The 18,999-nt window shown below is 53.3% G+C and carries 18 protein-coding genes and 1 tRNA gene; 7 read left to right on the forward strand and 12 right to left on the reverse strand.

The window, feature by feature from the left end; all coding sequences use genetic code 11:
- Nucleotides 1-106: 106 nt before the first annotated feature.
- From BZK41_RS09505 to BZK41_RS09520, 3 genes are all read left to right on the forward strand, one after another.
- Nucleotides 107-194, forward strand: a tRNA-Ser gene (locus BZK41_RS09505).
- 537 nt (nucleotides 195-731) lie between these two features.
- Entirely contained in the window at nucleotides 732-1,064 is a 333-nt protein-coding gene (locus tag BZK41_RS09515; RefSeq protein WP_079937995.1) for an EmrE family multidrug efflux SMR transporter, read from the forward strand.
- Between the two features lie 197 nt (nucleotides 1,065-1,261).
- Nucleotides 1,262-1,630 (forward strand): hypothetical protein, encoded by a 369-nt coding sequence (locus BZK41_RS09520; protein ID WP_079937996.1) that lies wholly within the window; start codon nucleotides 1,262-1,264, stop codon nucleotides 1,628-1,630.
- Between the two features lie 57 nt (nucleotides 1,631-1,687).
- Here BZK41_RS09520 and phoH read toward each other — a convergent pair whose 3' ends face one another.
- The 6 genes from phoH to putP all read right to left on the reverse strand — a co-directional run bounded on the left by phoH (nucleotide 1,688) and on the right by putP (nucleotide 8,028).
- Nucleotides 1,688-2,476: a phosphate starvation-inducible protein PhoH gene (phoH, locus tag BZK41_RS09525; protein ID WP_172313137.1), complete on the reverse strand. Its 789-nt coding sequence runs from the start codon at nucleotides 2,474-2,476 to the stop codon at nucleotides 1,688-1,690.
- Nucleotides 2,455-2,751, reverse strand: a complete 297-nt coding sequence (locus BZK41_RS27240) for a hypothetical protein (protein WP_172313140.1) — start codon at nucleotides 2,749-2,751, stop codon at nucleotides 2,455-2,457. Before BZK41_RS27240 ends, phoH begins: the two co-directional genes overlap by 22 nt.
- Before the next feature lie 247 nt (nucleotides 2,752-2,998).
- Nucleotides 2,999-4,282: an iron uptake transporter deferrochelatase/peroxidase subunit gene (efeB, locus tag BZK41_RS09530; RefSeq protein WP_079937997.1), complete on the reverse strand. Its 1,284-nt coding sequence runs from the start codon at nucleotides 4,280-4,282 to the stop codon at nucleotides 2,999-3,001.
- A gap of 5 nt (nucleotides 4,283-4,287) precedes the next feature.
- Nucleotides 4,288-5,415, reverse strand: a complete 1,128-nt coding sequence (gene efeO / locus BZK41_RS09535; protein ID WP_079937998.1) for an iron uptake system protein EfeO — start codon at nucleotides 5,413-5,415, stop codon at nucleotides 4,288-4,290.
- A 58-nt stretch (nucleotides 5,416-5,473) separates the two neighbouring features.
- Nucleotides 5,474-6,307: an iron uptake transporter permease EfeU gene (gene efeU / locus BZK41_RS09540; protein ID WP_003036041.1), complete on the reverse strand. Its 834-nt coding sequence runs from the start codon at nucleotides 6,305-6,307 to the stop codon at nucleotides 5,474-5,476.
- A gap of 212 nt (nucleotides 6,308-6,519) precedes the next feature.
- Nucleotides 6,520-8,028, reverse strand: coding sequence for a sodium/proline symporter PutP (gene putP / locus BZK41_RS09545; RefSeq protein WP_079937999.1), 1,509 nt, complete (start codon nucleotides 8,026-8,028; stop codon nucleotides 6,520-6,522).
- Nucleotides 8,029-8,450: 422 nt separating this feature from the next.
- Here putP and putA point away from each other — a divergent pair, with 422 nt between their 5' ends.
- Complete coding sequence (gene putA / locus BZK41_RS09555; protein ID WP_079938001.1) at nucleotides 8,451-12,413, forward strand: trifunctional transcriptional regulator/proline dehydrogenase/L-glutamate gamma-semialdehyde dehydrogenase; 3,963 nt, start codon at nucleotides 8,451-8,453, stop codon at nucleotides 12,411-12,413.
- 59 nt (nucleotides 12,414-12,472) lie between these two features.
- Nucleotides 12,473-12,868 carry a lysozyme inhibitor LprI family protein gene (locus BZK41_RS09560; protein WP_079938002.1) on the forward strand — a complete coding sequence of 132 codons (396 nt, stop codon included), beginning with the start codon at nucleotides 12,473-12,475 and terminating at the stop codon, nucleotides 12,866-12,868.
- Here BZK41_RS09560 and rutR read toward each other — a convergent pair.
- From rutR to BZK41_RS09575, 3 genes are all read right to left on the reverse strand, one after another.
- A complete protein-coding gene (rutR, locus tag BZK41_RS09565; protein ID WP_079938003.1) occupies nucleotides 12,865-13,503 on the reverse strand; it encodes an HTH-type transcriptional regulator RutR in 639 nt (212 codons plus the stop codon). The two genes, BZK41_RS09560 and rutR, sit on opposite strands and share 4 nt — an antisense overlap.
- A 58-nt stretch (nucleotides 13,504-13,561) precedes the next feature.
- Nucleotides 13,562-14,476 (reverse strand): DMT family transporter, encoded by a 915-nt coding sequence (locus BZK41_RS09570; protein WP_003832060.1) that lies wholly within the window; start codon nucleotides 14,474-14,476, stop codon nucleotides 13,562-13,564.
- Nucleotides 14,477-14,637: 161 nt separating this feature from the next.
- Nucleotides 14,638-14,811, reverse strand: coding sequence for a general stress protein (locus BZK41_RS09575; RefSeq protein ID WP_003036022.1), 174 nt, complete (start codon nucleotides 14,809-14,811; stop codon nucleotides 14,638-14,640).
- Between the two features lie 386 nt (nucleotides 14,812-15,197).
- Between BZK41_RS09575 and wrbA the strand changes: the two genes are divergently transcribed.
- A complete protein-coding gene (wrbA, locus tag BZK41_RS09580; protein ID WP_003832057.1) occupies nucleotides 15,198-15,794 on the forward strand; it encodes an NAD(P)H:quinone oxidoreductase in 597 nt (198 codons plus the stop codon).
- 20 nt (nucleotides 15,795-15,814) lie between these two features.
- The gene (locus BZK41_RS09585) at nucleotides 15,815-16,042 is read left to right on the forward strand and encodes a YccJ family protein (protein WP_003036015.1); all 228 of its coding nucleotides are present in this window, start codon (nucleotides 15,815-15,817) and stop codon (nucleotides 16,040-16,042) included.
- Between the two features lie 38 nt (nucleotides 16,043-16,080).
- Here BZK41_RS09585 and agp read toward each other — a convergent pair whose 3' ends face one another.
- The 3 genes from agp to BZK41_RS09600 all read right to left on the reverse strand — a co-directional run bounded on the left by agp (nucleotide 16,081) and on the right by BZK41_RS09600 (nucleotide 18,942).
- Nucleotides 16,081-17,322: a bifunctional glucose-1-phosphatase/inositol phosphatase gene (agp, locus tag BZK41_RS09590; RefSeq protein ID WP_079938004.1), complete on the reverse strand. Its 1,242-nt coding sequence runs from the start codon at nucleotides 17,320-17,322 to the stop codon at nucleotides 16,081-16,083.
- Between the two features lie 87 nt (nucleotides 17,323-17,409).
- A complete protein-coding gene (locus BZK41_RS09595) occupies nucleotides 17,410-18,117 on the reverse strand; it encodes a winged helix-turn-helix domain-containing protein (RefSeq protein ID WP_079938005.1) in 708 nt (235 codons plus the stop codon).
- 69 nt (nucleotides 18,118-18,186) lie between these two features.
- Nucleotides 18,187-18,942 carry a sulfite exporter TauE/SafE family protein gene (locus tag BZK41_RS09600; protein WP_079938006.1) on the reverse strand — a complete coding sequence of 252 codons (756 nt, stop codon included), beginning with the start codon at nucleotides 18,940-18,942 and terminating at the stop codon, nucleotides 18,187-18,189.
- Nucleotides 18,943-18,999 lie beyond the last annotated feature (57 nt).

Here is an 18,999-nt window from a genome sequence, read left to right on the forward strand (position 1 = left end):
GCTTGAAGTTTGTGTAAATGCACATTTTTTTCAAAAAGTTGATTGACGGCGGGGCGGTGTTTCCCCTACATTAGCGCCCGTTCCGGTAACACAGGAACAACAATATGGTGAGGTGTCCGAGTGGCTGAAGGAGCACGCCTGGAAAGTGTGTATACGGCAACGTATCGGGGGTTCGAATCCCCCCCTCACCGCCATATTTTAAGAAGAGCTCGTACGAAAGTACGGGCTTTTTTTTCGCATGTTGCACATCTGCGGGGGGATGAGAAGCCCCGACCGGGGTTCGACTACTGGCGCAGCCAGTTGGACAGACCGCGAGCGCAGCGAACGGGCTGCCCCGTAGGGGCGAGCAAAGCGAGTCAATCCCCCCCTCACCGCCATATTTTAAGAAGAGCTCGTACGAAAGTACGGGCTTTTTTTTCGCATGTTGCACACCTGCGGGGGGATGAGAAGCCCCGACCGGGGTTCGACACAAAATTGCCGGGAGCAATTTTGAACAGCGCATGCACTGGCCCCGTAGGGGCGAGGTCCAGGGATGGCCCGAGTAGCGGCGCAGCCAGTTGGACAGACCGCGAGCGCAGCGAACGGGCTGCCCCGCAGGGGCGAGCAAAGCGAGTCAATCCCCTCTTCACTTTGCCAGAAGCGGATATTTCAGTAGTAGTTGGGTTGTATTCAAACTCACCCAACCCTTTGTGATACGATTATTGCTTTAGATTGTCATATGGGGCCAGATTTTGAATTCATACATTTTCCTCGCTGGGGCCATCTTAGCTGAAGTCATAGGTACAACCCTGATGAAGTTTTCTGACGGATTTACACGTCTGTGGCCATCTGTAGCTACAATTGTGTGCTACTGCACTGCTTTTTATCTCCTCTCCCAGACGCTGTCGACCATTCCAACAGGTATTGCGTACGCGATTTGGTCAGGTGCTGGAATCGTATTAATCAGCCTTTTGGGTTGGTTGGTAAGTGGGCAAAAGCTTGATTTACCGGCGATCGCAGGCATGCTTCTTATTTGTGCCGGAGTTCTGGTTATTAACATTTTTTCAAAATCCTCCCCGCATTAATTTTCTGGAAAGAGAGTCGGACAGGAACCTCGCGAGGAGGGTTTCATACCACGTCTACGTTTGCCCTAATCATAAGCAGTATTAAGACGATGCACACATTCAGGCCAGTGCATAAGCATCTCCAGTCCGTTGCGCATTAGATAAACCATTCTTATGCTGTAACAACCGCGTACTCATAGGATCAGGAATATAAGGGCATGTTAAATACAGAAGGAACTTTGCTTGATGAGATCATGTCGCAGGCAGACGAAGCAGGATTTATTCCCTTAAAGGTTTTCTCACGAAAATTACTCAAACGAACACCAAATGAAATAAATACGTTTTTCGATACCAACAGCCGATTCTACGAAGAGTATCAACGAACGGTTATTTGCAACGTCAGGCATAATGTCACCATTAAAAAAACCTACACAAGCACTGGGCTCTTACGAAAAGAAGTGACGACAGGCGGGATTTATAAAGATGACCTGTTGACCTTTCTGGCACAAGCGTTAAAGAAAATTGACGAAAACGACCAGTTGTTCGACCAGGCCTGTGCTAACTACTGGAGCAGTAAAAAAAAGTAATGTGCTGACGTCAAATAACAAAGCCCGGTTTCCCGGGCCTTGAAGACGGTGTACTTATCAGTTGTAAGCGTTGAGCGTCCGCTGACAGAGCGCAGAGCGGACGCAATCGTCTTTATTGAAACGAACAATCCCTACCATGTCATCTTCTTCAAAACGGGCCAGCGCATCGCTCAGCCCTGAGCGAACGTGGGCAGGTAGATCGCACTGGGTCACATCCCCATTCACAATTACCGTCACATTCTCCCCGAGGCGGGTCAAAAACATTTTCATTTGCGCAGCAGTGACGTTCTGAGCCTCGTCAAGAATGACCACTGCATTTTCAAATGTACGTCCACGCATATAGGCGAACGGCGCGATTTCCACCTTACCAATCTCAGGTCGCAGGCAATATTGCATGAAGGAGGCTCCCAGCCGTTTCACCAGCACGTCATACACGGGGCGAAAATAAGGAGCGAACTTCTCGGAAACATCTCCAGGTAAGAAGCCGAGGTCTTCATCAGCTTGCAGAACTGGACGGGTTACAATGATCCTGTCCACGTCTTTATGGATCAGGGCCTCTGCTGCTTTTGCCGCGCTGATCCAGGTTTTACCACACCCGGCTTCACCGGTGGCGAAGATCAGCTGTTTACTCTCGATAGCATTCAGGTAGTGCGCCTGAGCTTCATTCCGCGCCATGATTGGCGTGGCGTCGCGACTGTCACGCGCCATACCAATCGCTTCTACGCCGCCCATCTGCACAAGCGAGGTGACCGATTCATCTTCACGTTGCTTATGGCTACGCGAATCCCGCCTCAGCACACGTTTTGCTTCACGACGAGCTTTGATCACTGCTTTTTGTCTTCCCATGGATAGCACCTTGAGTTGTAGGTATACATCACACGCGCCGTTGGCGGCACGATTATGCGCACGAACATCTGAGGGTTGGCTTCCTTGTAAGCCATTGCTTGCTTTCGGATAAGACGCCACACACGGCTACGCGCACCGTACAGGGCGTCAGGAACAAGGATAAGAAGTGAATGAGAGAGAGATTTAGCGGTGACGAGGTGGCTACCGGAAGAGAAACGTCCGCGTAAGGTACTGCTGTTACTGTGAAAAACATGTCCAGTACAGGACTTTTCCATTCGCGATCTCCATAGTGAATGACTATCACCGCCGGGAACTACCGCTATTACTTATAAGTACATCATAACCTTTCGCCAATGCAACAATATATTTACTTGTTGTTAACTTAAATTCTATCTTATCACCAGAGACAGTTTCTTGCCCAGAGATGACAGAATTATTTCAGTCGCATACCGATCATAAAAAATAGTTTGTTCCTTCATCAAGATGTCAGGAAAAACCCCGCTGTACTGCGGGGCATAATCATCAGGCTTCGAGCAGAGACTGTCCCAGATAATTGTCTGCGGTTTTAACACCCGGCAAAGCAAAGAAATATCCCCCACCAATCGGTTTGACATACTCTTCGAGCGCTTCACCGTTCAGACGTTTCTGCACCGTCAAAAATCCTTTTTCCAGATCGTGCTGATAGCAAACAAACAACAGCCCCATATCCAGTTGACCGGAATTAGTCACCCCGAGCGAATAACTGTAGCCACGACGCATCATCAGGCTGGAGTCGGTCTCTTTCGTGCGCGGGTTTGCCAGGCGGATATGGCTGTCGAGCGCAATCACTTCGCCTTCAGGATCGCTGGCATAGTCAGGCACATCATGCTCATGCTGCATACCCAGCGGCGCGCCGGTGTGTTTATCGCGACCAAAAATCGTTTGCTGCTCTTTCAGCGGCGTACGATCCCAGAACTCGACGCGGAACTGAATGAGTCTGACGGCCTGATAGCTTCCGCCTTGCGCCCAGGCAGGTTCGCCCTGCCCATCCGTCACCCACACCACGTCTTGCATCAACTTCGCATCCGTAGCGTCCGGATTCGCGGTGCCATCCTTAAAACCAAGCAAATTGACCGGGGTCTCTTTACCTTTGCTGCGCGCAGCGTGATCAGAAATAAACCCTTCACGTTTCCAGCGCACGCTGAGGAGATCGGGCGTATGTTTAATGATGTCGCGCAGCGCATGGATGACAGTGTCCTGGGTGTTGGCACAAATCTGCAGCAGCAAATCGCCATGGCACAGCGCCGCATCCAGCGAATCATTCGGGAAGCGGGTCATTTTTTGCAGCTTTTTCGGCATCTGCAATTTCAGACCATAGCGTTCATCGAACAGCGAGGAGCCGACTGACAACGTCATCGTCAGGTTGTCTGGCGCAATGTATGCGCCGAGGATACCGGAATCCATAGGGGGTAAACGCGGATTCGGTGTATCCGGCGCTGGCCCGCCGGTGGTCAGAAACGCAAATCGGCTTGTCAGCAACCGGAATAACCGCTCAAGATCGGCCTTATCGCTGGCGAGAACATCGAACGCCACCAGCATCATCGATGCCTGCTGCGGCGTCAGGATCCCAGCCTGATGCTCACCATAAAACGGCTGCGCTTCACTACGCGCATCCGGAGACAGGGTTCCCGGCGCGCTTTGTGGTTTTTGCGCGTGGGCAACCGGACACCCACCCGCCAGCGCCAGCGCCCCACCCAGGGCGCCCATCCCTTTCAGTAAACGTCGGCGTGACGGTTCGCTCACGCCGTTTTCATTATCTTGCTGCATAGTGCTTAATCCAGACCCAGAACACCGCGTAATTGCGACAAGTCTTCCGCCAGCGTCGTGATTGGCCCTTTCAGCGCATTACGATCGGCATCGGTCAGTTTGTCATAGGTTTCAAAGCCGTCTTTGGTACGGTACTTGTTCAGAATGGTATCGACCTTTTTGAAGTTCGCATCCACCTTCGCCAGCAGTTCAGCATTGGATTTTTGCAACTGAGGACGCAGGAGATCGACAATTTTCTGCGCGCCATCGACGTTGGCCTGGAAATCCCACAGATCGGTATGGCTGTAGCGATCTTCTTCCCCACTGATTTTGCTGGCAGCAACTTCTTCAATCAGTCCTGCTGCCCCGCCAACAACTTTAGACGGTGGGAAAGCCAGCTCACTAATACGCGTTTGCAGGTCAAGAACATCGCTGTTTAATTGGTCGGCGTACTTGTCCATACCTTTGGTGGTATTGTCACCAAACAGCGCTTTCTCCAGGCGGTGGAAGCCAGTGAATTTAGGATCGGCGGCTTTTTGCTCATAATCATCTTCACGCGCATCGATGCTGCCGTCGAGATCGGAGAACAGTTCAGCAATCGGTTCAATACGCTCATAATGTTGACGGGTTGGCGCATACAGCGATTTCGCTTTTTCCAGATCGCCAGCTTTAATCGCATCGGTAAAGGCTTTGGTGCCCGCAACCAGCTGTGCGGTTTCGGCTGTCACATAGGCTTTGTATTCGGTAATCGCGCCGCTCAGACTCAGCAGAGCATCGCTTTGTGCGGCATCCGCCGTTGCACTACCTTTTACGATCAGTTTGCCTTTCGGGTTAGTCAACAGGCCGCAGGTCATATCATATTCGCCCGGCTGCAGGTTAGCCGTCATTTTCTGGCTAAAGCCTGGCGCAATGTTTTCGCGTTCTTCAACCACCATAACGCCTTTGAGGATCTCCCACTCCAGCGCTTTCTGGCTGTGGTTCTGGATGATGAACTGCGTTTTCCCGGCGTTTACCGTGATCGTCATCGGTTCACACTGTTTGTCGTTAACCGTGACTTTCACCTGCGGAATATCGGCGGCTTGTGCAGAAAAAGCGGATGCAAACAGCGCGGCAATACCCAACTGCAGCGCACTACGGCGAAAATTAAGCGTCATAACCTATCCCTTTAAATAAGTATGTTGTAACTAAAAAGTATTCTGCATCGCGTTTTTATCAAGGTGCGGTACGCGATGCCGTAGTGCCTGAACGCGGCGGTAGTGCAAACATAATCAACGCCGGAATCAGGTAGATAAACCAGACAGCGACTTCACTAACGCTTGGCGCTTCCTGATAGCCGAAAATACCTTCCATCAATGTGCCAAACAGCGAATGTGTCGACAGCACACTGCTCAGGTCAAACGCCACATCCTGAAAATGATTCCACAACCCGGCTTCGTGGAAAGCGCGGATCGCCCCAGCGGCAAGACCGGCAGCCACCAGCAAAATGAACAGGCTGGTCCATTTAAAGAATGCCCCGAGGTTGAGGCGAATGCCGCCGAGGTAAATCAGGTAACCCAGAACCACCGCGGTAGCCAGTCCCAGCATCGCACCTAACGGCGGCCAGATGCCTACATCCTGCTGGAATGCCGCCAACAGGAAGAACACCGATTCCAGCCCTTCACGGGCAACGGCAAAAAAGACCATCATTACCAGCGCCCAGCCGTGATGGTTGCCACGTTGCAACGCGTTATCGACAGCCTGTTCAAGCTGGACTTTGACGTTGCGCGAAACTTTACGCATCCAGAACACCATCCAGGTGAGGATCACCACGGCAATGACCGCCACGATGCCCTCAAACAGCTCCTGTTCTTTTTGCGGAAATTCACCGGTGGTTTCGTTGATGAAAATCCCCAACGCCAGGCATAACGCCGCCGCCAGCAGAACACCAATCCACATCACACCAATCCATCGACCACGCTGAGTCCGTTTCAGGTAGCTGGCAATCAGGCTGACAATCAGCGCGGCCTCTAACCCTTCGCGCAACATAATTAGAAATGGAACAAACATGCGAAGAACCCTTAAACGTTATTCTCGGTCAATTGATGAAAAGAAAAGTAAATTACAGTGATAGTGATTATCATTACGGCAAGAAAAAACTCAAGCAGAATGTTTTGAGAATGATGACTTAATGTAAACAGTTAGGCGGGTAACGGTTATGCAGGTATGCGGGGACGCAATAAAAAGCCCGCGCACGGCGGGCTTCAGGGACAGGAGATAAATTATTCTGCCTGTAAACGCGATGGCGGAGCTGAGTGATAATGCGCATCAGCCTCGGCAAAACGTTGCTGCATAGCGGCTGAAGGCGCTTTACCCAACAGGCTGAAGACCACAATACCGATGCTGCCGAAAACAAAGCCCGGGATAATTTCATACAGACCCAACCAGGCAAACTGCTTCCAGACGATTACCGTCACCGCACCGATGATCATCCCTGCCAGCGCGCCGTTGCGGGTCATACGCGACCACATTACCGAGAACAGAACCACCGGACCAAACGCCGCGCCGAAGCCCGCCCAGGCGTAGCTTACCAGACCCAGCACGCGGTTCTCCGGGTTCGCCGCCAGCGCGATAGACACCAGCGCCACGACCAGCACCATGATGCGGCCAATCCATACCAACTCTTTCTGGCTGGCATTTTTACGCAGGAACGCTTTGTACAAATCTTCGGTGATTGCGCTGGAGCACACCAGCAGTTGGCAGCTCAGGGTCGACATAACCGCAGCGAGGATCGCAGACAGCAGAATACCGGCAATCCACGGGTTGAACAGGATTTGCGCCAGTTCAATAAACACACGCTCGGCGTTCTGGTTAACGGCACCGGCAAGCTGTGGGTTGTTGTTAAAGTAAGCAATACCAAAGAAGCCCACGGCCACGGCACCTGCCAGACACAGGATCATCCAGGTCATACTGATACGGCGAGCATGAACGATGCTATGGTGGGAATCTGCCGCCATAAAGCGCGCCAGAATATGCGGCTGGCCAAAGTAGCCCAGACCCCAGCCCATCAAAGAAATGATGGCAACAAAATTCAGCCCTTTGAACATGTCCACGTTCTCAATGCTCTTTTGTTTAATCACTTCCAGCGAATCTTCAAATCCACCCACGCCAATAATGACCATTACCGGCGTCAGGATCAGAGCAAAGATCATCAGGCTGGCCTGGACGGTATCGGTCCAGCTAACCGCCAGGAAACCACCAATAAAGGTATAAATGATCGTCGCGGCCGCCCCTGCCCACAGCGCTGTTTCGTAGCTCATGCCAAAGGTGCTTTCAAACAGACGCGCCCCTGCCACAATCCCTGAAGCACAATAGATGGTGAAAAACAGCAAAATAACCAGCGCGGAGATAATACGCAGAATTCGGCTTTTATCTTCAAAGCGACCGGTAAAGTAATCCGGTAACGTCAGCGCATTGTTATTGTATTCGGTATGTACACGTAAACGTCCGGCCACCAGCTTCCAGTTGATCCATGCGCCCAAAATAAGGCCGATGGCGATCCAGCTTTCTGAAATCCCCGACAGGAAAATCGCGCCGGGCAAACCCATCAGCAACCAGCCGCTCATGTCAGATGCCCCGGCGGATAATGCGGTCACGAATGGACCCAGACTGCGTCCACCCAGAATGTAATCGTCAAAGTTTTTGGTTGACCGCCATGCAATAAACCCTATCAATATCATGCCGAAAATATAGACACAGAATGTCACTAACATCGGTGTGCTAATAGCCATCAAAACTCTCCAAAATTATGTATCAGCAATGCCATGGCTTGCCGTTTTATTACCCTGCCGGAACGTGGCAAAGATATCTATGTTGACCAGGGCGACCGTATCCTGCCGGAAGCGATGGTTATTCACAATCGATTTAACACACCATTTACATCAAATTTGATCCAGAGTAGATAGCATTTTTCTGTAGGTTGCACTCTCTCACATTTTTTTCGGTTGCACCTTTTAAAAGTGTTAACTACCGCAGAGAAAAAGATTCTGTAATTTTTACAGCTCGCATCATAAGACTCATATTTATTAACATTTCATTCATTTCCAAGCTTGCAAACCAAGTCACATTTAACACGGTTGCACAAAGTTGCAACATAGTGGATATTTCTCGGTAACTATCAGACACGTATTTCAGTACAACAGGAGTAAACGGCATGGGAACCACCACGATGGGGGTTAAGCTGGATGACGCCACTCGCGAGCGTATTAAAACAGCAGCATCACGAATCGATCGCACGCCACATTGGCTGATCAAACAAGCCATCTTTAATTATCTCGAAAGACTGGAAAATGACGACGCGCTTCCTGAACTACCGGCTCTGCTGGCGGGAGCCGCTAATGAGGGTGAGGAGTCAACCACGCCACAGAATGAAGCACATCAGCCTTTCCTGGAATTTGCCGAACAGATCCTGCCGCAGTCTGTTTCCCGCGCAGCAATCACCGCCGCGTACCGCCGAGCCGAAACCGATGCCGTGCCGATGCTGATGGAGCAGGCTCGTCTGCCGCAACCCATCGCGGAGCAAGCACACAAGCTGGCGTACGATCTGGCTGACAAACTGCGTAACCAGAAGACCGCCAGTGGCCGCGCCGGGATGGTACAAGGTTTATTGCAGGAATTCTCCCTTTCTTCACAGGAAGGCGTCGCGCTGATGTGCCTGGCCGAAGCCCTGCTGCGTATTCCAGATAAGGCCACCCGCGATGCGTTAATTCGCGACAAAATCAGCAACGGCAACTGGCAGTCGCACATTGGACGCAGCCCGTCCCTGTTCGTCAACGCGGCGACCTGGGGACTGTTGTTTACCGGTCGTCTGGTTTCTACGCATAACGAAGCCAGCCTCTCACGCTCACTCAACCGTATTATCGGTAAAAGCGGTGAACCACTGGTGCGTAAAGGCGTCGACATGGCAATGCGCCTGATGGGCGAACAGTTCGTCACCGGAGAGACTATTGCCGAAGCGCTGGCTAACGCCCGTAAACTGGAAGAAAAAGGTTTCCGCTACTCTTACGACATGCTGGGCGAAGCGGCTCTGACCGCCGCCGATGCGCAGGCTTACATGGTTTCGTACCAACAGGCAATCCACGCCATTGGTAAAGCCTCTAACGGTCGCGGCATCTATGAAGGGCCGGGCATTTCTATCAAGCTGTCGGCGCTGCATCCGCGTTATAGCCGTGCGCAGTATGACCGCGTGATGGATGAACTCTATCCGCGTCTGAAGTCGCTTACTTTGCTGGCCCGCCAGTACGACATCGGTATCAATATCGATGCTGAAGAGGCCGACCGACTGGAGATCTCCCTCGATCTGCTGGAAAAACTGTGCTTTGAACCTGAACTCGCGGGCTGGAACGGTATCGGCTTTGTTATTCAGGCCTACCAGAAGCGCTGCCCGTATGTTATCGACTACCTGATTGACCTCGCCACGCGCAGCCGCCGTCGCCTGATGATCCGCCTGGTTAAGGGCGCCTACTGGGATAGCGAAATCAAACGTGCCCAGATGGATGGCCTGGAAGGTTACCCGGTCTATACCCGTAAGGTCTACACCGACGTTTCCTATCTGGCCTGTGCGAAAAAACTGCTTGCGGTACCGAATCTGATCTACCCGCAGTTCGCCACCCACAACGCCCATACGCTGGCAGCGATTTATCAGTTGGCCGGTCAAAACTACTATCCGGGTCAGTACGAGTTCCAGTGCCTGCACGGCATGGGCGAACCGCTGTATGAGCAGGTTACCGGCAAAGTCGCGGATGGTAAGCTGAACCGTCCATGCCGCATTTATGCACCGGTCGGCACGCACGAAACGCTGCTGGCATACCTGGTGCGTCGTCTGCTGGAAAACGGCGCCAACACCTCGTTCGTCAACCGCATTGCAGACACTACCCTGCCGCTGGATGAACTGGTGGCCGATCCGGTCGAAGCCGTTGAAAAACTGGCGCAGCAGGAAGGCCAGGCCGGTCTGCCGCATCCGAAGATTGCCCTGCCGCGTGACCTGTACGGTAAAGGCCGCGAAAACTCAGGCGGGCTGGATTTAGCGAACGAACATCGTCTGGCCTCACTGTCCTCCGCCCTGCTCAACAGCGCGCTGCAAAAATGGCACGCTAAACCGATGCTCGAACATCCGGTTGCTGACGGTGAAATGACGCCCGTCATCAACCCGGCCGAACCGAAGGACATTGTCGGTTACGTGCGAGAAGCGACTCACAGTGAAGTGGAACAGGCATTGCAGAACGCGGTAAATAACGCGCCGATCTGGTTCGCCACACCGCCACAAGAGCGCGCCGCTATTTTGCATCGCGCCGCCGTTCTGATGGAAGGCCAGATGCAGCAGTTGATTGGCATCCTGGTGCGCGAAGCAGGTAAAACCTTCAGCAACGCCATTGCGGAAGTGCGCGAAGCGGTAGACTTCCTGCACTATTATGCCGGTCAGGTCCGCGATGACTTCGATAATGAAACCCATCGTCCGTTAGGACCGGTGGTTTGTATCAGCCCATGGAACTTCCCGCTGGCCATTTTCACCGGGCAGATCGCCGCCGCGCTGGCTGCAGGTAATAGCGTGCTGGCAAAACCCGCGGAACAAACCCCGCTGATTGCCGCCCAGGGCATCGCTATTTTACTCGAAGCGGGTGTACCGCCGGGCGTGGTACAACTGTTGCCAGGTCAGGGTGAAACCGTCGGGGCACAGCTCACTTCCGATGAGCGCGTACGCGGCGTCATGTTTACTGGCTCAACGGAAGTCGCCACGCTGTTGCAACGTAATATCGCGACCCGCCTGGATGCTCAGGGGCGTCCAATCCCGCTTATCGCCGAAACCGGCGGGATGAACGCCATGATCGTCGACTCCTCCGCATTGACGGAACAGGTCGTGGTCGATGTTCTGGCTTCTGCCTTTGACAGCGCCGGACAGCGCTGCTCCGCGCTTCGCGTCCTGTGTCTGCAGGACGATGTCGCCGACCATACGCTGAAAATGCTGCGCGGCGCGATGGCGGAATGCCGCATGGGTAACCCGGGGCGCCTGACCACCGATATTGGGCCGGTTATCGATGAAGAAGCCAAAGCCAATATTGAGCGCCATATTCAGGCTATGCGCGCCAAAGGACGTCCGGTGTTCCAGGCCGCGCGCGAAAACAGCGAAGATGCGCGTGAATGGCAAACCGGTACCTTTATCGCCCCGACGCTTATCGAGCTGGAAAGCTTCGACGAATTACAAAAAGAGGTGTTCGGTCCGGTACTGCACGTTGTGCGTTACACCCGTAACAATCTGGGCAGCCTGATTGAGCAAATTAATGCCTCCGGCTACGGCCTGACGCTGGGCGTGCACACCCGTATCGATGAAACCATCGCCCAGGTCACGGGCTCGGCACATGTGGGGAACCTGTACGTTAACCGCAATATGGTTGGCGCCGTCGTCGGTGTGCAGCCATTCGGTGGCGAAGGCTTGTCAGGAACCGGGCCAAAAGCGGGTGGACCGCTGTATCTGTACCGCCTGCTGGCTAACCGCCCGGAAAATGCGTTAGGCATTACGCTTGCCCGTCAGGATGCGGAATACCCGGTCGATGCGCAGCTTAAAACCGCGCTCGTTCAGCCGCTGGAAGCGCTCAGCGAATGGGCAACCGACCGTCCATCGCTGCGTGCGCTTTGCCAGCAGTTTGGCGAACTGGCGCAGGCCGGTACCCAGCGTCTGCTGCCAGGCCCAACCGGCGAGCGCAATACCTGGACGCTTTTGCCGCGTGAACGCGTGCTGTGTATCGCCGATGATGAGCAGGATGCACTGGTTCAGGTTGCCGCTGTGACTTCAGTAGGTAGCCTAATCCTGTGGCCAGATGATACGTTCCATCGCGACCTGGCAAAACGCCTGCCAACTGCGGTTTCCGGGCGCATTCAGTTTGCCAAAGCGGACAACATCGCCACGCAGCCGTTTGATGCGGTTATTTTCCACGGCGATTCCGATCAGCTTCGCGCTCTGTGTGAAGCAGTGGCGTCCCGCGAAGGGGCGATTGTGTCGGTCCAGGGCTTTGCCCGCGGCGAAAGCAATATCCTACTGGAAAGGCTGTATATTGAGCGCTCCCTGAGCGTCAATACCGCCGCAGCCGGGGGGAACGCCAGCCTGATGACAATCGGCTAAGGTTGTGGTTAATTAAGGCTCCGGTAACGGGGCCTTTTTTTATGAAGCCAGAGGGAAGCATGAAACGAATCGTACTGACATTTGCAGCGCTGCTGCTGAGCGGCCAGGTGCTGGCGGATGACTGCGCCAACGCGAACACGCAGATTGAGATGAACACCTGTGCGGCAGAGCAGTATAAGGCGGCCGACGCCAAACTTAATGAAACGTACCAGAATGCGCTGAAGCGCGCGGCCCCAACCCAGCGCGATTTACTGAAAAAAGCGCAAATATCCTGGATAACTTTGCGCGATGCGGACTGTGCGTTAATCAGTTCCGGTACCGAAGGCGGTAGCGTTCAGGCGATGATTTCCAGCCAGTGCCTGACGGATAAGACCAACGAGCGCGAAGCGTTTCTCGCCTCGCTCTTGCAGTGTGAAGAAGGCGATTTAAGCTGTCCGTTACCGCCGGCCAGTTAACGCACGCGGATCCCTTCAATAATCATCCGCTGTACGCTCTCCACCGTTTGGTTAAAAAAGGCTTCATCACGCAGCGTTGCGCCCGTCACCGCCTCTACCTGTGGGGCAAAGTCGGCGTAGTGCTGAGTTGAAGCCCAAATCATAAAAATCAGATGATGCGGATCGACCGGAGCCAGTTTTCCGCTTTTGACCCAACCGGCAATCAGCGCGGATTTCTCATCAATTAGCGTTTTGAGATCCCCCTCCAGTTCTGCCATCAATAAAGGCGCGCCGGCCAGCATCTCCATACAAAACAGCCGTGAGGCCTGAGGGTAATCGCGCGACACTTCCAGCTTAAGACGAATGTATTCTTTAATGGCCACCAGCGGCGCAAAGTCTTCGCGAAAAGCTTTCAATGGAGCCAGCCAGATGTCGAGGATCTGCCGTAAAACGGCGATATAGAGCACCTCTTTTGACGGGTAGTAATAAAGCAGATTGGTTTTTGACACGCCCGCCTGTTCTGCCACCTGCTCCAGGCGCGTGCCGTGGATCCCATATTGGGAGAAGATATTTAATGCCGCGGTTAATATGGCCTGGCGTTTTGCACTGACAGCCTGCGAGCGCTTACCTGTTTTTTTCTCTGCGCGTTGGACCATGCGCCCTCTCCTTCTTGTAAGGGCGCCAGCATACCAAATCACGCGGTGAATGGTTAAATTAAAGCGATTCCGGCGGCGCCTCTTGTCCAAGCGCTTTTTTCTTTTTGAACTTCAGCTCGCTAACCAGCACGCCAACAATAATGAATGCCGCACCAAGCAATGCAAGTAGCGGTAAGCGTTCACCCGCCAGACGGCCAAAGATCCCCGCCCACACCGGCTCACCGGTATAAATAACCGTCGCGCGTGTCGGCGAAACGCTGCGCTGCGCCCAGTTCATGGTGACCTGAATAATCGCGCTAAAAATCCCCAGCCCCAGCGCCACCACCAGCAATCCGGTAGACATTGGTGGTACGGTCTCTCCGGCCGGTCCCATCGCCATAAACGCCACTATCGAAGCGGTTGCCAGTTGCACTACCGTAACCCGACGTACATCCACTTTTCCCGCCCACGCGCTAATCAGGATAATTTCTGCCGCAATCGCCACCGCACCGGCAAGCGTGATCCACTCGCCTTCGCCCAGGGCCAGTAAATTGCCTCCCGGTCCGGCAAGAAAAATCAATCCGATAAAGGCCAGCACAATGCCGACGCACGGCATCAGACCAGGCATGCGCCCCAGACACAGCCATTGTAAAAGCGGTACCAACGGAACGTACATCGCGGTAATAAACGCCGATTTACTGCTGGGAATAAACTGTAGCCCCCAGGTTTGCAGGCTATAGCCCAGCGCAATTGCGATACCAATTGCAACCCCTGCTTTGACCTCCAGCCACGTCAGCTTATGCAATGTGTGTAACGACAAAAGCGCGACCGCCAGCGCGGCAGTGGCAAAACGCACACCGACAAAGAAAAAAGGCCCGCTCAGGGTAACAGCATATTGCACTGCCAAAAATGTGCCACCCCAGAACATGGTGATCACAATGAGGATCGCTTCCTGAGGTTTAACAGAGAAGGAATAACGAGAAAGTAATGACATGAGACACCCGATTAACTGAATGTCATTAGTCTGCGTTGCGTTTTGTTACAGTTCAACCTTGCAGACAAAAAAAACCGCCGGAAGGACCCGGCGGCGGTGGCTACGTAACGTCTGTCTCTGACACTCAGCCGTCACGACATATCTGACAGATAGCCCGACAATTACGATTTGTTGTTGCCGTGGCTATTTTTGCCCCCTTTTTTGCCTGCCTCTGAAGCGCGTTGCGGGTCATTCTTAAAGTTGCCCCCGCTGTGCTGGCCACCTTTTCGACCTGCTTCTGATGCTCTTTCACGGTCTTCCGCAAAGTTGCCGGAACCGCCCCGATGGTTTGCCATTACTGACCTCCGTCATTGATTAGACATCATATTGCATAGGTACTGAGGAGTGATACCTCACGCAGCGTTACGGGCGAGGCCCTGAAAATAACTGCGTGGGATTAAGCATAGTGAAGCGTGGCCTGGGCAGACGCTAACTGTAATATCCTGCAACAGGATCAGCAGTGACAAAGAAATAATCACCATAAGAAATCAATAAGTCTTTCTTATGACTACTGAATTCCACCCGGTTAAATATGTATCATTTTGCTACAAAGCGGGTTGTTGTAAAAATTGTTATAAATCAAAGAAGTGATTGTGAAATTTGCACTCCTGACAGTACGTCATATCTTTAAAGGTAGGTAGCGAGTCGCTACGGACACGGTTAACTCGAGGAGTAGTGTAAAATGGCAAAAGTTCTGGTGCTTTATTATTCCATGTACGGACACATTGAAACTATGGCCCACGCAGTCGCAGAAGGCGCAAATAAGGTAGATGGCGCGGAAGTGATTATTAAGCGTGTACCAGAGACCATGCAGCCCGAGATTTTCCTTAAGGCTGGCGGCAAAACACAAAACGCACCAGTCGCAACCCCACAAGAACTGGCTGATTATGACGCCATCATTTTTGGTACCCCCACGCGTTTTGGCAATATGTCCGGTCAGATGCGTACGTTCCTCGACCAGACTGGCGGGCTGTGGGCCTCTGGCGGCCTGTACGGCAAACTCGCCAGCGTATTCAGCTCAACGGGAACCGGCGGCGGTCAGGAACAAACCATTACATCAACCTGGACTACGCTTGCCCACCATGGGATGGTAATTGTGCCTATCGGTTACGCGGCGCAAGAGCTGTTTGATGTCTCTCAAGTTCGCGGCGGTACCCCTTACGGTGCAACCACCATTGCCGGAGGCGACGGCTCTCGCCAGCCAAGTCAGGAAGAATTATCTATCGCCCGCTATCAGGGTGAATATGTCGCAGGTCTGGCAGTAAAACTCAACGGCTAATCTTCAACAGGAGGATTCGAATGCCAACTCAAGAAGCGAAAGCCCATCGCGTCGGCGAATGGGCAAGTCTGCGCAATACATCGCCGGAAATAGCCGAAGCCATTTTTGAAGTCGCACATTATGACGAGAAACTGGCGGAAAAAATTTGGGAAGAAGGTAGCGACGAGGTGCTCATCAAAGCCTTTGAGAAAACAGACAAAGATTCGCTCTTTTGGGGTGAACAGACTATCGAACGTAAAAACGTCTAGTGCTCAGACTCCCCCGCGAACACGGGGGAGTTTTTCTTTTACTTAGCCGCCTCATTCAACACGCTGTCGAACTTATCTATCGGGCAAAAGCCGTCTGCATCTACCGGACACCCTTTCAGTTCCAGCGTTACGCGCTGCGCCGGGGATTTCAGCGTCAGAACATCTGCATTACGCAACTGCTGCGAGCTCTGATACACGTACTCGATTTTCATCAGGTCACGATTTGCGTTGCTGTCATGCCAGCGCTGGAAAACAATCTTCCCGCCAATCGGCGTACGCTCGTTCTGATCGTGAAGCTGGTACGGTTTGAAATCCAGCGCCGTGAGCAGCGAAGCAATATTTGAGTCATGCCCCACCAGCACGGTTATTTTCGGTGCTTTCGCGCGATCGGTAACCAGCGCATTATCAATATATTTCACCAGTGGTTTGGCGACGTTCTGCGCTACTTCCGGGGAGGTGAACAGGCTGTCCTGATAGCCGTTTTTCAGTTTCGACAGGACCTTCCACTGCTGATCCGATTTAATCTCACCCCAGGCAACCTTGTCCATCGGGAAGCCTTCGTAATATTGCAGCGTGAAGGCATCAACCAGCGAATTCCCCACCTTCAGCGGCCCCGAAACGCCTGGCTCCTGCTGGTATTTCGCACTAAACGTGTCTTTGGCATCGGTCAGGGAACACTGCTGTTTTTCTTTGCAGGACGGAGAGTCTTTGTAGTCTGTCATTTGCTCAAGCAGCTGATAGCTTTCGTTGAGCTGCATTTTACTACGCTCTTTCTCCATGGCCTGAACGGCCTGCTGGCTGAAGGCAGCGGAATCATCGGTGATCACCGGATTAAAGGTGGGATCCATGGTGCCCATTTTTTCCTGATGATGGACCGGAACATCACAACCAGGAAAAGCACCGGTGACAAAGAACTGCGCCGTGGCGACCGTACGCTGCAGGCTGTTAGCGTAGGTATAAACCGTGTCCGGCGCAGGGCATTCGCCCGACTTCACTATTCCCTGCTCTGCCAGCCACTCTCGCATATAGTGGCCCATATAGATTTCCAGCACGCCGCCTTTGGTGGTGAGTTGTCCGCCGGGGACATCCCATTCTGGCCATTGTTTGGGGGTGGACTGTTCAAGAACGCTGCCATTATTGGCTAAAGGTGCACGTAAGTTATGCCGACTCATCATCAATACTTGTTGAAGCTGATACCCTTCCGGCGCGGTCTGCGCCTGCGCGGCGGTTGACAATAATACAGCCCCTGCCACGGCTGCGGCGATTAACGATTTATTCATCCCTACGACCTCTTGTTGTTATCAATCACAACAGAGTGTGACAGAAATATGACATATTTCCGGGAACGCTTTCGCAAAACAGACCATCTAGCGTGTCGTTTTAACACCGAAATCGGTTTCGAGTTTGCGAATGCCAAGAGGTGTGAAGGTGACGTGGCGGCTGCCCGGTTCGGTTTTTATCCATCGCTGTTCGCTAAACCAGCGCAGCAGCGTTGCGCCAAGCACACCGCCGGAATGATAACGTCGTTCGCTCCAGTCCAGACAACCGCAGGTTAACTTCCGCCGGGATGAGCCCGTGACAAGAACAATCCCCATCCGGGCCAGATTTTCCTGGCCAAGAGGAGTCAGCGTTTCACCATCCGGCGTTAACCACTGACGGGAAACTAGCGTATCAAACAACCTCACCGCGACCTCTCCGGCGAGATGGTCGTAGCAGGTGCGGGCATGCCGCAAACCTGGCGGCGTAGTGATTCTGCGGGGCGTTGATGTCGCCCACGCCACGCCCATCAAACGCTCCAGCAGTTCAGCGATATCGGAACCTGCCAGGCGAAAATAACGATGTCTGCCCTGCGCAAGCGCCACAACAAAACGTTGTTCGCACAGACGCGCCAGATGCGCACTGGCGGTCGACGCTGATATATCCGCCACCGCGCTGAGTTCAGTTGCAGTCCAGGCGCGGCCATCCATCAGGGCGCACAGCATACGCGAGCGCGATTTATCGGCCATCACTGCCGCAGTGAGTGCCATTTGCGACTCCAGATCGCCCTCTTCTTCATGTAACATCACGGATGCCATAACGACCTCATTAGCCCTGAATCTCTGAATTAACGATGCCATGAAAGTCGCGCAAAGTCACCGCTCCGGTCACACAGCACGCAGCATCATCTCTGTACCCAACCCGACCAGACAAAACAGAAAACAGCGTTTAAACACGAGCGGAGAAATAACCCGTCGCACACGGGTACCTATCCATTGGCCAATCAGCGCGGGAACAATGGCCAAAGCCGACAAGCTTAGCGATTGTACGGGCAGCGCGTTATGCCACCACAGGCCCAACGCCAATGCCAGGGTCGAAAAGGTAAAAGAGATCCCGAGTGCCTGCACCAGTTCATCTTTCTCAAAGCCGAGGGACTGGATCCAGGGCACGGCGGGCATCACAAACACCCCGGTTCCGCCGGTCAATAAGCCGGTCACAAATCCAATAACGAGGGAGTACGGTTTTTCACGCTGCGGGGCCACCGCGATTTTCTTTCCCGCCAGCGTCCAGATAGCGTAGGCCACCAGCGCCACACCGAGCGCAAACTGAGTGCGGGTGGTGTCCCCCCCGGTAATCCAGGCGCTGGCAAGCAGTGTCGCCACCACAACTGTCAACAGCATTGGCCACAGTCGTTTGAGCAATTGGCGTGTATTTCCACCACCGCCAAACTGGAACAAATTGCTTATCAGCGAAGGCAATAGCAGCATGGCCGCCGCGGCAACTGGCGAAATTAGCGATCCGAGGATCCCCATGGCCACGGTGGGTAACCCCATACCCGTAACGCCCTTCACCATCCCGGCGAGGACAAATGTGGCAGCAATCATCACCACCAGAGCGGGTCCAAACGCGAAAGAACTCGTCATGTTGCACTTTCCTGGAAAAGAGAAGATGACTGATTCTGGACGTTAATCACCGTGTTT

The sequence above is a fragment of the Citrobacter sp. A316 genome (assembly GCF_002042945.1).
Lineage (GTDB): Bacteria > Pseudomonadota > Gammaproteobacteria > Enterobacterales > Enterobacteriaceae > Citrobacter > Citrobacter portucalensis.

Excerpts from the sequence above, each read along its gene's own strand:
- BZK41_RS09520 (WP_079937996.1), top strand. The coding sequence starts at position 1,262 with ATGTTAAATACAGAAGGAACTTTGCTTGATGAGATCATGTCGCAGGCA.
- phoH (WP_172313137.1), bottom strand. The coding sequence starts at position 2,476 with ATGGGAAGACAAAAAGCAGTGATCAAAGCTCGTCGTGAAGCAAAACGT.
- BZK41_RS27240 (WP_172313140.1), bottom strand. The coding sequence starts at position 2,751 with ATGGAAAAGTCCTGTACTGGACATGTTTTTCACAGTAACAGCAGTACC.
- efeB (WP_079937997.1), bottom strand. The coding sequence starts at position 4,282 with ATGCAGCAAGATAATGAAAACGGCGTGAGCGAACCGTCACGCCGACGT.
- efeO (WP_079937998.1), bottom strand. The coding sequence starts at position 5,415 with ATGACGCTTAATTTTCGCCGTAGTGCGCTGCAGTTGGGTATTGCCGCG.
- efeU (WP_003036041.1), bottom strand. The coding sequence starts at position 6,307 with ATGTTTGTTCCATTTCTAATTATGTTGCGCGAAGGGTTAGAGGCCGCG.
- putP (WP_079937999.1), bottom strand. The coding sequence starts at position 8,028 with ATGGCTATTAGCACACCGATGTTAGTGACATTCTGTGTCTATATTTTC.
- putA (WP_079938001.1), top strand. The coding sequence starts at position 8,451 with ATGGGAACCACCACGATGGGGGTTAAGCTGGATGACGCCACTCGCGAG.
- BZK41_RS09560 (WP_079938002.1), top strand. The coding sequence starts at position 12,473 with ATGAAACGAATCGTACTGACATTTGCAGCGCTGCTGCTGAGCGGCCAG.
- rutR (WP_079938003.1), bottom strand. The coding sequence starts at position 13,503 with ATGGTCCAACGCGCAGAGAAAAAAACAGGTAAGCGCTCGCAGGCTGTC.
- BZK41_RS09570 (WP_003832060.1), bottom strand. The coding sequence starts at position 14,476 with ATGTCATTACTTTCTCGTTATTCCTTCTCTGTTAAACCTCAGGAAGCG.
- BZK41_RS09575 (WP_003036022.1), bottom strand. The coding sequence starts at position 14,811 with ATGGCAAACCATCGGGGCGGTTCCGGCAACTTTGCGGAAGACCGTGAA.
- wrbA (WP_003832057.1), top strand. The coding sequence starts at position 15,198 with ATGGCAAAAGTTCTGGTGCTTTATTATTCCATGTACGGACACATTGAA.
- BZK41_RS09585 (WP_003036015.1), top strand. The coding sequence starts at position 15,815 with ATGCCAACTCAAGAAGCGAAAGCCCATCGCGTCGGCGAATGGGCAAGT.
- agp (WP_079938004.1), bottom strand. The coding sequence starts at position 17,322 with ATGAATAAATCGTTAATCGCCGCAGCCGTGGCAGGGGCTGTATTATTG.
- BZK41_RS09595 (WP_079938005.1), bottom strand. The coding sequence starts at position 18,117 with ATGGCATCCGTGATGTTACATGAAGAAGAGGGCGATCTGGAGTCGCAA.
- BZK41_RS09600 (WP_079938006.1), bottom strand. The coding sequence starts at position 18,942 with ATGACGAGTTCTTTCGCGTTTGGACCCGCTCTGGTGGTGATGATTGCT.